Here is a 12,148-nt window from a genome sequence, read left to right as displayed (position 1 = left end):
ATGGACCAGAGATTTGAAGCGGTGGAGCAGCGGTTGGACACGATGGATCAGAGATTTGAAGTAGTAGAGCAGCGGCTTGATGCAATTGACCGGAAGTTTGAGGTAGTGGATCAACGATTTGATGCGATCGACCGGAAGTTTGAGATAGTGGATCAACGATTTGATGCGATCGATCGAAGGTTTGAAGTAGTGGAGCAGCGGTTTAATACGATCGATGAGAAGTTTATAGAAATTGATAAGCGTTTTGATGATGTAAATCAAGAGTTTCGTGTTGTGCATGGCAAGTTTGATGCGATAAATCAAGAGTTTAGTACTGTGCATGGCAAGTTTGATGCGATAAATCAAGAGTTTCGTGTTGTGCATGGCAAGTTTGATACAATAAATCAAGAATTTGGTACTGTATATAAAAAATTTGATAATGTAGCTCAAGAGTTTAGCATCGTGCACAGTAAATTTGATGAGATAAAGCGTCTGATTAGCGACGCACAGGTCAAAAATCTTGAGAGTGATAATCTCATCCTGCGTGAAATCGGTCACCTGCGCGAAGAAGTGCGCTACGCGATTGATACGGCGCATGAAAACCGTGAACAAATTCATCGCTTGAAAAACAGACTTGGCTAAGCCAGCCAATAAAATACGCCGCCCTTCATTGCGAAGGACGGCGTTCCCTTTATTAGGTGTATCTAGCTGCTGCAAACGGACAGGTTTTCTCAAGTGTCCGGGCTTTTAAGCAGCCAGAATGGTAGCTACCGCTTCTTCAAGTTGATATCGGAAACGTTCCTGACCGATTACAAGCGGCAAACCGAGAATGTCGAATACGTCTTCTACGTCGGGCGTCAGGCCAACGAGGTAGAAAGGGAGATCGCGATTCATTAATTTATGGAAAAAATTGAGCAATTTTCCGACCCCGGTTGAATCTACGAAAGACAAATGCGTAAAATTAAAAATCACGCCTTTCAGGAATTCGGCGGACAGGATTTCCTCCATTGCTTTCTCCAACCTGTCCGTCGTCCCCATATCAAGCTCTCCATCAAAATGCATAATATGGATGCCCATAGTTGTCTCCAGCTTTATTTCCATTGCGTTTCCTCTCCTTGTTTTAGCATGAATGTATCTAATTTTCCGGTTTTATGGTTGATTTTAAATTGTGCCAGGCGACCGGCTTTCTTTACTTCATGACGCATCTGCTTTATTTGGATGGTGACACCCGGATAGACTGTATCTGCAAGAATTTCGCCTTCCTGGCGCTGGACGTAGGCCAGCGTTTTTACTTCAGCGACTCCTCCCAGCTCCTGCACCGTAATTTTATTTCCGGCTTCCAGTTTTCCTCCGCGCACAATTCCGTTTTTTCCGATGACGGTAATATCATCGCCTGCAAACAAGTTCGAATTGTAAGACCCGAGTCCTATGATTGTTATTTTACCACTGGCCTGCAGCGTCGAGTGGTGAACATAGTTCGACAGAATGTGGGAGGACTGTGCCGCATACTGCCGAAACGTATGCATTAAGGTAGTGCCGCTTGCGTGCAGTTCTTCGATCGGACGGATGGATTGAATTTGAAACGGACCCAATCCGATAAAAAGCTGGCGAATGCGCTCTAGCCACGCAGTAGCTTCCCTTGGCTTCTCGCCTGGCTGTTCCGCATAAAAAGAGCAGAGGGAAAGAATGCTGCTCTCAAAGTTTTGCAGCTTGGTCTCCACCAATAGTTTAATCAGCCGTCCTAATCCCGTGTTCCGAAGATCGTTTATCGAGAATGCAGCGGAGCGGGAGAGCTGGGCATATGCCTGGCAAATATACTGCAGGCCGGACAGGATATCTTCAAAACGATAGGACAGCGTTTGATAGAACGCCGTATTTCCTCCGGCTACCAGATGACTGCCGATGACATTCTGCTGTACATGGATATCCCCGTCCGCGATAATCCTTCCGTATGTAACCGAACCGTGCACAAGCACGTTGCCGGTGGCTTCCACGCTCAGGCCGTCCGTTACATTTCCCTTGATGATCACGTCTCCGTTAAATTTGATGCTCCCTGTTTTTAATGTGAGATCCTCCGGATGAATATAGACGGGGTAGACACGGATTTGGTTGTTCTTATATTCCGGGCGTCCGTCAAACGCGGCAACTACATATCTTCCGTCGTCTGTTTTCCTTGCTCCGGGTCCTACTGTCAGCGGAAGAGGTTTGCCTGGCTCGGCGGGAATGGGCGTGCCGTATACCGTGAAGCCGTTGTGTCCTTCGGTTGGCGGCACGATTTCCAGGATTTTTTCACCGGCTTTCACGCTTCCGACGTCCCGCAGCGCAAACCAGTCAATCCGCTCCGTCGTCTCCTTCATTCGTTTGTCTGATTTACCATAGAGGGGAAGGAATTGTGTATTTTCCCCGTCTTGCTTTGGTTTACCCGCTGCAATGATCATAGGCAGCGTTCGGCTTTGTTTTCCGGCCACCCAGGAGGCAATTCCATCAAAGTTGATGCCATAAACGATGCCTCTGCGTTGCAAATGTTCGTATATATCCCCAATCGAAAATGGAATGGTTTTTTTCTCGATTTCATCAAAATGAAGCTCCGCTCTGTCTGAATAATGAAGTATGACAGGTATACATTCGTAGGCCACTTCTTCTTTTAAACGGATGGATACTTCCATCTCATCTTCAGAAACGTAAATCTCGCTCCAATCTTCCAGCTGTTCTCCCGGTACAGTGCGGACTATAGAAACGGCAGGATCAAGAAGAAAAGGTTCGTTTACCGCTATGCCGTTCTGGTAGAGAGTCGTGAAGCGTGGCGGGTGAAGATAGAGCGGCTTTTGGAAAGCGTCTTCGGGTAGTATGAGCGTATCCTTTTCCCAATAGTAAGAAGAAATATCTGGTTCCGGTTCAAACGAGATTTCTATGGGTGCCGTATCGTTCTCCTCCTCTTTCTGGATTTGTTCCAGAAAATGCAGCACATTCTCCTCCAGTGTCTTGCGGTCGGAAATTTCTTTGCGGGTCAGGCGCACGATGGCCGGCCGTTTTTTTAAGAGCCCTCTTTTGCCATGGTCAAGGACCTCGATATCAAATTCTGCATAATCCCAGCCTTTTTCCTGCAGTGCCTGAGCAATTGCATCTTCTACCGTTTTTCCGATAGCGATATGTTCCATGTTTCGGTCCTCCTTTTCTACGGTGTATCAGATTTGTTGAACAGCAATCCGATGGTCGTTCCGGTAGAATCACTTTTTACGTACAGTTTGTCCGACGATTGTGTCATTACATGAAATCCCTTGCCGAGAGATTGTTGAGTAGAGAAACCGTCTACGAGCGCCGCTTTCGGCAAATCTTTCATCTGGATTCCCGTTCCCCGGTCAGTGATGGTAATAAGTACGGACGTGTCATTGTGCCAGAATTCGATGCGGCATGCTTGCGCGTGCCGCAAGGCGTTGGTCGCTGCTTCGTTTACGGCCAGCGTAGGTAAGAACGCCTTAATACCGTGAATCGCAACCTCTTCTTTAATCATGCTGCGCATAGGAGCGAGCTGTTTGGCGTCATCAATATCAAGGTATGATTGCCTTTCGTATGAATCCAGCAGCGTTTTCATCTCTGCCTGATTTAGAAGATGGATTTTTCCTTTTGTTAATGAGAGAATAATATCTTTATAGTTTTCCCACTGTTCCTGAAGCAACTGTTTTTCCTTCATTACAATGTCGGAGATGTCGAGAGTAATAAAACCGCCTCGATATAAATCGAAAGGAAGCGCATGAACATCTACATAGGTGCGGCTTTCTTCGTCAATGAGAACGCTGCGGGCCGGCCTCTGGTTCCTCAATGCTTCTCTCATTAATGGCAGCAAGTCTTTTTCCTGAATAAAGGAAAAGCTGTTTCCGCTTAACAGTCTAATTTTTCCGCGGTCGTAAATGTAGCTGTTCCCAACGGTCATACGATCCAGCAGTTCGGATTTCGCCAATTCGATATAAAGTTCATCGCGGATTTGCTGTCTAATATCCGCATTGAGTTTTTCCGTTAGTTCATGAACAAGCTGCTTTTTGTCGGTAGAGATAGCATCGTATTCTTTCTTGGATAGTCGGCTGTCTCTTGTTCCTTTACGCAGAATTTCAACGATATCGAAAGGGATCAGGTTCTGTATTTCTTTTTTATGAATAGGGGTGACGCGCGCTTTTATTTTGTTTTTGATCTCTACTAGATAATTCTGAACGGGGGCATTGGTTTCAATCAGCATGCCGACCGGGCTAATCCCGATAAGTTTTCCGTTGTATGAATTTCCGCTTTCATCACGTAAGCTGACAGGCAGGGGAGGGAAAACTTTCTTTTTCAGTGTCCCGCCTTCGAAGAACTCCAAGCAGGTCTGGCAGTTGATATTTGTTGGGCATTGGTTACAAAGCTGCATGCACTGTCCCGCCTTTCTTCTGAGATTTCTCGTGATGTCTCATCCCCGTTTCTGCGAATGACATAGAGAGAAGGGTAATATCGTCATGCAATCCGTGTTCATTCTTGTCCGTCAAGTCTGAGATAAGCTGTTTGGATAGCTGATATACCGGTCTGGATGCGGGCCAATCGGAGAGGTATTGCTGCAATGCTGACCGTCCCCAGCTTGGTTTTTGGTTGCGAATTTCGATAGCACCGTCCGTATACAGAAGGAGATAATCTTCTTTGTTGATTTGGTCTGTGCCTTCATTGAATTGCGGATTCGGCAGCATGCCCACACTGGCATTCTTCCCGAGTGTCAGCGTCCGAACCGTTCCGTCCGCACTTCGAATGAGCGGGGGATGATGGCCTGCACTGCAATAAGTAATCGCTCCGCTCACAGGATCGACGTCGACACACAGTATGGTAATGAAGGCGGTGGATGCTTTTAGATTCTCATAAAGCTGTGTATTGATGAAGCTGAGCAGGTCCTTCGGTGACAGGGACCTTGTCATCCTTTCTCTTGTAATGGCCGATAGTGTCGTCATCAGCAGAGAGGCAGCCAGCCCTTTGCCCATCACATCGGCGATTAACAGGCGAATTTTTTTGTTGTTAGTATAGGCGATGTCATAATAATCGCCGCTGACTTGTTTTGCAGGACAATAATCGGCATCGATTCGCCACCCTTCAATTATGCGCGGAGTCGGCTTCAGCAGCTGGAACTGAACCTGTCGCGCGAATTCAAGGTCCTTGTTCATCGCCTCTTGAATCCGCAGATCGCGCAGTCGGCTTTTTTCCTGAAGTATATAAAAGTTCTTCATGAAGTGCTGCGAACAAATGCTTTTTCCGATAATCGCAAACGTAGTTATAAACGGGTGGTGTGCGAACAGCAGAACAAGCACCGCCGTACTGAAGAAAACATACGCATACATGAACCACTCGCTGACCTGGATTTTTCCTGTGTATTCCGCCATGGAAAGTCCTGTATTCCTGGCTTCGCCTTGAACTTCAAGGATAAAATAAGTGAGTTGATACGCACTCAGTATGAGCAATAGAGGGAATATCTCCAGCTTCCATGCATAGAGTGGGCCACATGCGATATAAACGCAAGTTGAGATAAGCAGTGAGGCCAGCTGCCGTCGGCCTTCCCGCCGTATGATGGGTTGCCGAAAGAAAAGACAGCCAAGGAATGTTCCTGTGAAACTTAATACGATGCTTTCTAGTGGACCGTAGTAGAGAAGTATAATCATAGATAGCGGATAGGTAACGTTGACGCTCATTTTGTTTTTGATGGCCGGATTGATATGAGAGAACCACACAAACAAAAAGAGAAAAAGCACCATTTCAGACAAAACATTAAGCAGGCTATTCGAAAAGAAGTTTATAAGGTAATAAGCAGTGAATTCCAACCCTGTCTCTCCTTGCGTTATGAATGTTTCTTAAACATTTCTTATAACAACTATACTTAGGTAATAATACCTGCTTGGCTATGAAAATGTAATTATTTATCTAATATTATATAACATTTGTAACATTAAATATAGTATATATGTTGCATGATGGCGAAAAATAATGGAATATATTTACGAAGGAAATGAGAGAAAAGAATGAGAAAATGATTTCAATGTAGAAAAAGGTAACCCCCTTTTTCTTCCCTGCATCTTAATTTCCTCTTTAGATTAACAACATGTAGATGTTGTAATTTACGGAAATCTCAACTAGAATGGTAACAGAGAAAGCACCCACTTTTAAAATTGGAGGGAAGCATTATGGCAGTAGAACGCGAAGGAGCAATCACATTCAAAGGAAATCCGGTAACACTTATTGGTGAAGAAGTAAAAGTGGGGGATACGGCGCGTGACTTTACCGTACTGGCGCAAGGCTTAAAACCGTACACACTAAATGACGGACAAGGAAAAGTACGCTTAATCAGCGTCATTCCTTCTATTGATACGGGGGTATGCGAAGCGCAGACCCGCCGTTTTAACGAAGAAGCGGCCGGACTTGAAGGGGTAGAAGTTCTGACGGTCAGTGTGGACCTGCCGTTTGCGCAGGCACGCTGGTGCGGTGCGGAAGGCATCGAGAACGTGAAGATGCTGTCTGACCACCGCGATCTCTCTTTTGGCGAAGCGTTTGGCGTAGCCATCAAAGAACTTCGTCTGCTGGCCCGTGCCATCTTCGTATTGGATAAAGACAACAAAGTAACGTATGTAGAATACGTATCCGAGGCGACAAACCATCCGGATTACGAGAAAGCCATCGCTGCGGCGAAAGAAACGGCAGCGAAGTAAGTCCAATTGTTTATTGTGACTGGTAAATATGACCCGGTCATTTGAAAAATAGGTCCCAAATACTCTCTTGTGTGCGGTACAATAGATGCATGCGATTCGTTTCAGAACGAGGGGAGAGGGACCTATTGTCATTTGATGTATCTAACTGTCCGCGCTGCGGGCGTTTATTTCGAAAAGTACGGCAAAACGTCTGTCCGAGTTGTGTGAAAGAAATCGACCAGGAGTATGAGAAGGTCTATAAGTTTATGCGGAAGAAAGAGAACCGGAGCTGCAACGTCCATGACTTAAGCGAGGCCACCGGAGTATCGATCAATCAGATTACCATGTTTATTCTTGAAGGGCGTCTGAGCATCGAGAACAATCCGAACATGAGCTATCCGTGCCGCAGCTGCGGCGGGCCGATACGGAGCGGTTCGATTTGCGAGAAATGCGCCGGCAACTTGAAGAAGATTGCCAGTTATATGAAGGAAGACGAGCAAAAGCGGCAGGAGGAAGCGGAACGGCGGAAGCGTGAGCGGTCGGCATTATACCGAAGCGGCCATAATGAGTAAAGAAAAAAATAGTAAACTTTTTATGAAGAATGCCGATTACTTTAATAACAAGTAGTCGGCTTTTCTTTTTAACCGAAGGGCCACAAAGCGACCGTTTGTCTTCTGTATGGAAAAAAGGACGAGCGGCATAAGCCCGCGAGTTTTTCTTACGCCGACATAAAGCCGGAGGTAATATAACCCATACGGTGTAAACCGATGAAGGATGAGGAAAGAATAGTGGTATCTGTGCAAATTGTAAAGAAAGCCGGGGTGACACACAATGAGAATCGAAAGACCGAATCATATCCAGCCTATCAACCCGTACCGCCAGCAGGAGATGAAGCAGGAAGAGGCCAGAGCCAAAGGCAAAGGCCGTGATCAACTGGAGATTTCAACGGAAGCACTGGAACTGCAGAAATCACAGGAGACTGCGGCCGAGCGTGCCGAGCGCATCGCGGAGTTGAAAGAGCAGGTGCAGAACGGAACGTATCATGTGGATGCGAAGGTGATTGCCGAAGCATTGCTGCGCAAAGGTCTGTAGACAGAAATAGATATACCGGATGGTGACACATTATGAACGATTTATATACCGTAATTGAGATTCTGGAACGGCTGATTACCGAGCATGAGCGGATGCTGAAGCTGGCCAGGCACAAGAAAGACACGCTGATCAAAGGCGACATCGATGAACTGGCCCGCATCCTGCAATTTGAATCTCGCTGCATCAACACCATCCAATCCCTTGAACTAGAGCGAGAGAAGCATATCTCGCTCTATTTAATGCGGCGGGGAATACGCAGGGAGACATTTTATTTGAGCGACTTGATCGAAATCGCGGGTTCCCCCGAGATTAAGCGCGAATTGTCTCGCTGTCAGAAGCAGCTTGGCGATGTGATTAAAGAGCTTCAGGGGCTCAATGAATTGAACCAGAAGCTGATCGAACAGTCGCTGTCCTTTGTGAATTTTACACTGGAAGAGATGACAGCTCCGCCCGAGGAACCTGTGTATCAGAATTCGAAAGCGACGCGTCCGAATCCGTACACGAAGCATTCCGGGGGATTTTTTGACAGCAAAGCGTAAAGGCAGGAAGAAGTCATGCCGTTTAAATAGGTAGGGAGTATAGAAGGGAAGAGGGAGATTCGTATGCCATCAGCATTTTCAGGGCTGGAGATTGCCAAGCGCGCGCTGTATGCCCAGCAGGCGGCGCTGCACACGACCGGCCATAATATTGCAAACGCCAATACGGAAGGGTATACGCGCCAGCGCGTAAATATGGAAGCGACAACGCCGTATCCGTATCCGAGCCTGACCAACGACCGGCAGGCCGGCCAGATGGGGACGGGAGTTATCGCGGATTCGATTCAGCGTTTGCGCGAGCGCTTTTTAGATTTGCAATATCGCGGTGAGTATAAGAAGGTAGGTCAGTATACGGCACAGGCAGATGCGCTTGAAAAGATAGAGATTATTTTAAACGAGCCACAGGATAAAGGATTCCAATATGTAATGAATGAGTTCTGGAATTCGTGGCAGAAACTATCAGAGCGGCCCGAAGATCCATCAGTTCGTGAAGTCGTTATTGAAAAAGCAAAAACAATGACACAAATGTTTAATTTTACGTATCAAGAGTTGGAAATGCTTCAAAACGATTTTAATATGCAGGTAGAAACCAGGGCGAACGATATTCAGTCTTATGTTAAACAGATCGCGGACTTAAATAAACAAATTGCCGATGTGGTTCCACATGGCTATACGCCGAACGATTTATACGATCAGAGAGATTTATTGCTTGATAAATTGTCCAAGTTGGTTGAGATTGATGTCACTCAGAGTACGGACGGCATGGTTAATGTGGACATGAAAATAGAGAATGCAGGTGGAACTCTTGGTACTCTCTCTCTAGTTAAGGATAAAGAGTATGCTGTAGTCGAAATGGCAGGGAAAAATGTGACTGTTAAACCTCCAGGTGCTGCTACAGCCACCGAAATTAACGGAGAGGACAGATGGTTTACTGGCGGAGAAATGAAAGGGCTTGTTATTTCCCGTGATATTACCATTCAGAACTATATGAATCGCCTTGATGCGTTGGCAGCACATATTGTAAAAGCTGTAAATGATATACACAAACAAGGTCAAAAACTTGATCCTTCAGGAACAAATGGATTGAACAATGCAGGTGATTTTTTTGATCCAGCTACTACAGGCGCCAAGAATATGAAAGTCTTGGATAGCTTAAAGCCGGATGACCTTGCGGCTGCAGTCGCCGGAGCCGAGGGAACAGGAAATAATGAGAATGCCTTAAAGATTTATGAATTAAAAACTAAGCCATATAATGATGGAACAACATCAGGTATAACATGGAATCAAGTGGGAACAAATGATGGTTTTCCGGTAAATGCGTCAGGTACGAATAAGACGGAAAATTCATCCTTTGATCAGTTTTTTCGTCAGGTAGTTGCTACACTAGGGATTCAAACAGAAGAAACGCAGCGGCTGCGTGATAGTTCGAATATTCTTTTAGGAAGTGTGGACGCACAACGGCAATCTGTATCTGGGGTTTCACTGGATGAAGAGATGAGCAATATGATTAAATTCCAACATGCCTATAATGCGGCGGCACGAACTATCACAGCGGTAGATGAAATGCTTGATAAAATCATCAACGGCATGGGCCTGGTTGGCAGATAGGGGAGTGAGATAAAATGACGTTTGCTCGTGTCACTCAAAACATGTTGAATAATAAAATGCTTCACAATTTAAATAAAAGCTTAGTAAGAATGGAACGTTATCAGGAAATGTTGTCTACCGGACGTAAAGTGAATCGTCCGTCCGATGATCCAGTAGCGGCTATACGCAGTATGTTATACAGAATAAACATTGCGGAGAATAAGCAGTTTCGCGAAAATACGGATGAAGCGATTAACTGGCTAACCCAGTCAGAATCATCGGTTAGTGAAGGCGTAAATATTTTAACACGTGTAAAAGAGCTTCTGACTCAGGCGGCAAACGATACGAACAGCGAAGGCGAGCGGGAGAAGATTGCCGATGAGATTAAGAAGCTTCGCGATCAATTGGGAGCCGTGGCGAATACCACGTATGTAGGCAAGTATATTTTCAATGGGGAGAAGACCAGTATTCCACCGTACGATGAAGCGAGTCAGGATTTAAAACCTGCAAGTGATTTAAGTTTTGCGGAGATACAGCTTGAGGTATCGACAGGCATCAAGATTCCAATCAATGTGGATGCAAGCAAAATTTTTATTAATGATGATCCGAATAATGATGGTGACACGAGCGATTCTACTACAGTATTTAAAGCGCTAAAGGATGCGATTGCGCACCTCGAGGCGAACGATGATGCAAACATTCGTAATGACCTGAAAGTTATCCAGGGACATATTGAGAACTTTTTGACTGAGCAAGCAAGCATTGGCGCACGCGTAAACCGTATTGAGCTTATTCAAAACAGGCTCGACACACAAAACTACGGGAATGAAAAAATGCTGTCAGATAACGAAGACGCTGATTTGGCTCAAGTCATTATGGATTTGCAGAATAACGAAAACATACACAGAGCCGCTTTAGCTGCCGGTTCGCGTATCATCCAGCCTACGCTTCTCGATTTTCTACGATAGGGAGGTCAGGCGATGAACGAACCACACCTTCAAATCCATCAAACGTCTTACAGGCTTGGCTGGGAAGTACAGAAGGCGAGCTACTCGTTTGAGCCCGCTCACACATCGATAGAGATTGAGCAGCAACCTGCGGAGATGAGGGTGCACCGCACAAATCCGCTTGTGCTCATTGACCAGACCGAATGCCGGGCCGATATGGATATGAAACATATTTTTCGGCGTAACGCCGAATTTGCTGCCTATGGAAAACAACAGGTCATGAGGTACATCGCAGATACTGTGGCTGAAGGTGAACAATTAGGAGCTATTGAAAACAAAGGGAACACGATAGCCAACCTGGCAAAAGGAAAGAAGCTTTTGCCGGACCACCAGTTTATATACCGTAACGTGCCGGGGAATTTCTCATTACGCTACGAAATTGTTCCAGGCGAATTAGATATCCAATGGACCAGGGGTCAAATCTTGATGGGTGTTCATTATAGTCCTTTTCAGCATCATTATGAGAGAGGCAAAATCTCTTATTATACACAAAGAAAGAATCAATTAAATATTGAGGTAAGCGGTGGTACAATAGATGTAATGAAATAGAAGACAAGGAGTGTTACCGCTTATGCCACTTACGCTGGAATCCAGCTTATTGGGAACTATAGCGTATGAAGCCGGGGAAGTATATACGTTTGCAGATGGAATCCCTGGCTTTCCGCATTTACACGAGTTTATTTTCCGCCAAATTGAAGATAGTCCGTTTACCGTGATGCATGCCATTCAAGAAGATACATGCTTCTTTTTGATAGATCCATTTACAAGGTATGCTGACTACGAATGCAAACTTCCTGCGTTTGCCCTGGAGCAATTAAAAATTGAAAGTCAGGAAGATGTGCTCTGTTACACAATTGTAGTTCTGCGTGAACCGCTGACCGATTCAACAACCAATCTGTCCGCTCCGATCGTGCTGAATGTGCGTGAGCGCCTTGGGATGCAGCTTGCATTAGAGAATGAAGCCTATTCGATTCGAACGAAGCTGTTTGCAGAAGCAGCAGATGAAAAGGTGGGCAAATAAATATGCTTGTACTGCGCAGAAAAGTAGGCGAAGCGATTGTCATCAGCGAAGGCATCCGGGTTAAAGTCATCAGTGTGCAGGGTGACCAGGTAAAACTCGGAATTGAGGCGCCACAGCATGTTAGTGTATACCGCCAGGAGATTTATGATGCAATTCAGGAAGAGAACCGCGAGGCGGCAGCACAGCAGCTTTCTATGAACTTGTTACAATTAAAAGAACTCGGCAGCTCTTTCCCTAAAA

At 45.6% G+C, this 12,148-nt stretch carries 14 protein-coding genes; 10 read left to right on the top strand and 4 right to left on the bottom strand.

What is annotated here, in order from left to right; all coding sequences use genetic code 11:
- On the top strand, nucleotides 1-621 hold a 621-nt coding region (locus tag B2899_RS09870; protein ID WP_286885452.1), incomplete at its 5' end, for a hypothetical protein.
- Between the two features lie 105 nt (nucleotides 622-726).
- Here B2899_RS09870 and B2899_RS09865 read toward each other — a convergent pair.
- The 4 genes from B2899_RS09865 to B2899_RS09850 are packed head-to-tail and all read right to left on the bottom strand — an operon-like array spanning nucleotide 727 to nucleotide 5,447.
- Nucleotides 727-1,080 carry an STAS domain-containing protein gene (locus B2899_RS09865; protein ID WP_286885450.1) on the bottom strand — a complete coding sequence of 118 codons (354 nt, stop codon included), beginning with the start codon at nucleotides 1,078-1,080 and terminating at the stop codon, nucleotides 727-729.
- Nucleotides 1,071-3,137 carry a FapA family protein gene (locus tag B2899_RS09860; protein ID WP_286885447.1) on the bottom strand — a complete coding sequence of 689 codons (2,067 nt, stop codon included), beginning with the start codon at nucleotides 3,135-3,137 and terminating at the stop codon, nucleotides 1,071-1,073. Before B2899_RS09860 ends, B2899_RS09865 begins: the two co-directional genes overlap by 10 nt.
- 17 nt (nucleotides 3,138-3,154) lie before the next feature.
- Nucleotides 3,155-4,378 carry an ATP-binding protein gene (locus tag B2899_RS09855; RefSeq protein ID WP_286885444.1) on the bottom strand — a complete coding sequence of 408 codons (1,224 nt, stop codon included), beginning with the start codon at nucleotides 4,376-4,378 and terminating at the stop codon, nucleotides 3,155-3,157.
- Complete coding sequence (locus B2899_RS09850) at nucleotides 4,365-5,447, bottom strand: PP2C family protein-serine/threonine phosphatase (RefSeq protein ID WP_286885437.1); 1,083 nt, start codon at nucleotides 5,445-5,447, stop codon at nucleotides 4,365-4,367. Before B2899_RS09850 ends, B2899_RS09855 begins: the two co-directional genes overlap by 14 nt.
- 717 nt (nucleotides 5,448-6,164) lie before the next feature.
- On the opposite strand from B2899_RS09850, the gene tpx reads away from it, so the two are divergent.
- The 9 genes from tpx to csrA form a co-directional block, all read left to right on the top strand.
- Nucleotides 6,165-6,686, top strand: a complete 522-nt coding sequence (gene tpx / locus B2899_RS09845; protein WP_146810317.1) for a thiol peroxidase — start codon at nucleotides 6,165-6,167, stop codon at nucleotides 6,684-6,686.
- A 125-nt stretch (nucleotides 6,687-6,811) separates the two neighbouring features.
- Nucleotides 6,812-7,237 (top strand): TIGR03826 family flagellar region protein, encoded by a 426-nt coding sequence (locus B2899_RS09840; protein WP_286885435.1) that lies wholly within the window; start codon nucleotides 6,812-6,814, stop codon nucleotides 7,235-7,237.
- Between the two features lie 259 nt (nucleotides 7,238-7,496).
- Entirely contained in the window at nucleotides 7,497-7,757 is a 261-nt protein-coding gene (gene flgM / locus B2899_RS09835) for a flagellar biosynthesis anti-sigma factor FlgM (protein ID WP_286885431.1), read from the top strand.
- A 32-nt stretch (nucleotides 7,758-7,789) separates the two neighbouring features.
- Nucleotides 7,790-8,296 carry a flagellar protein FlgN gene (locus B2899_RS09830; protein WP_146810311.1) on the top strand — a complete coding sequence of 169 codons (507 nt, stop codon included), beginning with the start codon at nucleotides 7,790-7,792 and terminating at the stop codon, nucleotides 8,294-8,296.
- Between the two features lie 63 nt (nucleotides 8,297-8,359).
- Nucleotides 8,360-9,901: a flagellar hook-associated protein FlgK gene (flgK, locus tag B2899_RS09825; RefSeq protein ID WP_146810309.1), complete on the top strand. Its 1,542-nt coding sequence runs from the start codon at nucleotides 8,360-8,362 to the stop codon at nucleotides 9,899-9,901.
- 14 nt (nucleotides 9,902-9,915) lie between these two features.
- A complete protein-coding gene (gene flgL, locus B2899_RS09820) occupies nucleotides 9,916-10,848 on the top strand; it encodes a flagellar hook-associated protein FlgL (RefSeq protein WP_146810306.1) in 933 nt (310 codons plus the stop codon).
- Nucleotides 10,849-10,860: 12 nt separating this feature from the next.
- Complete coding sequence (locus B2899_RS09815) at nucleotides 10,861-11,436, top strand: DUF6470 family protein (protein WP_286885426.1); 576 nt, start codon at nucleotides 10,861-10,863, stop codon at nucleotides 11,434-11,436.
- Between the two features lie 22 nt (nucleotides 11,437-11,458).
- Complete coding sequence (gene fliW, locus B2899_RS09810; protein WP_286885424.1) at nucleotides 11,459-11,908, top strand: flagellar assembly protein FliW; 450 nt, start codon at nucleotides 11,459-11,461, stop codon at nucleotides 11,906-11,908.
- 2 nt (nucleotides 11,909-11,910) lie between these two features.
- The coding region (gene csrA, locus B2899_RS09805) for a carbon storage regulator CsrA (RefSeq protein WP_286885422.1) at nucleotides 11,911-12,148 on the top strand (238 nt) is incomplete at its 3' end.

Origin of the sequence: Aneurinibacillus sp. UBA3580, assembly GCF_002375825.1 — a bacterium.
GTDB lineage: Bacteria > Bacillota > Bacilli > Aneurinibacillales > Aneurinibacillaceae > Aneurinibacillus > Aneurinibacillus danicus.
The sequence above is the reverse complement of the archived record's forward strand: the minus strand, read 5'-3'. Positions and strand labels throughout refer to the sequence as shown.

Bases quoted from the DNA above. Each gene is read 5' to 3' on its own strand.
- B2899_RS09865 (WP_286885450.1), bottom strand. From the start codon at position 1,080: ATGGAAATAAAGCTGGAGACAACTATGGGCATCCATATTATGCATTTT.
- B2899_RS09860 (WP_286885447.1), bottom strand. From the start codon at position 3,137: ATGGAACATATCGCTATCGGAAAAACGGTAGAAGATGCAATTGCTCAG.
- B2899_RS09855 (WP_286885444.1), bottom strand. From the start codon at position 4,378: ATGCAGCTTTGTAACCAATGCCCAACAAATATCAACTGCCAGACCTGC.
- tpx (WP_146810317.1), top strand. From the start codon at position 6,165: ATGGCAGTAGAACGCGAAGGAGCAATCACATTCAAAGGAAATCCGGTA.
- flgM (WP_286885431.1), top strand. From the start codon at position 7,497: ATGAGAATCGAAAGACCGAATCATATCCAGCCTATCAACCCGTACCGC.
- B2899_RS09830 (WP_146810311.1), top strand. From the start codon at position 7,790: ATGAACGATTTATATACCGTAATTGAGATTCTGGAACGGCTGATTACC.
- flgK (WP_146810309.1), top strand. From the start codon at position 8,360: ATGCCATCAGCATTTTCAGGGCTGGAGATTGCCAAGCGCGCGCTGTAT.
- flgL (WP_146810306.1), top strand. From the start codon at position 9,916: ATGACGTTTGCTCGTGTCACTCAAAACATGTTGAATAATAAAATGCTT.
- B2899_RS09815 (WP_286885426.1), top strand. From the start codon at position 10,861: ATGAACGAACCACACCTTCAAATCCATCAAACGTCTTACAGGCTTGGC.
- fliW (WP_286885424.1), top strand. From the start codon at position 11,459: ATGCCACTTACGCTGGAATCCAGCTTATTGGGAACTATAGCGTATGAA.